The sequence below is a fragment of the Rhizobium sp. A37_96 genome, from assembly GCF_053521765.1.
This window is the reverse complement of sequence record NZ_JBNWDS010000060.1, coordinates 1-524: the sequence shown is the minus strand read 5'-3', so window position 1 is coordinate 524 and position 524 is coordinate 1. Positions and strand designations below refer to the sequence as shown.

The window sequence follows — 524 nt, the reverse complement described above, 5'->3', positions numbered from 1 at the left end:
CCACCGATCTGGTCGGCGCCGCGCTTCGTCAGGTTGACGAGATAGGGCACGATGTCGTCGCCCACTTCCTTCGGATTGACGAAATGCGTCATGCCGAAGCGCTCGCCCCAGGCCTTCTTGTCGTTGTTGAGATCGACGCCGATGATCATGTCGGCGCCGGCAAGCTTCAGGCCCTGGATGACGTTGAGGCCGATGCCGCCGAGACCGAAGACGATCGCCGTCGCCCCCATCTCCACCTTGGCGGTGTTGATGACCGCGCCGATGCCGGTCGTCACGCCGCAGCCGATGTAGCAGATCTTGTCGAAGGGGGCGTCGGGATTGACCTTGGCGACGGCAATCTCCGGCAGCACCGTGAAGTTGGCGAAGGTCGAGCAGCCCATATAGTGATGGATCTTGTCCTTGCCGATGGAGAAGCGCGAGGTGCCGTCCGGCATCAGGCCCTGGCCCTGGGTCGAGCGGATCGCCGTGCACAGGTTGGTCTTGCGCGACAGGCACGACGGGCATTCGCGGCATTCGGGCGTATA

General features: G+C 63.5%; 1 protein-coding gene. It reads right to left on the bottom strand.

The genetic code is table 11. The features are described from left to right. Positions 1-524, bottom strand: a 524-nt coding sequence (locus tag ACQZ6J_RS33920) for a zinc-binding dehydrogenase (protein WP_449087244.1), incomplete at both ends; no start/stop codon positions are given.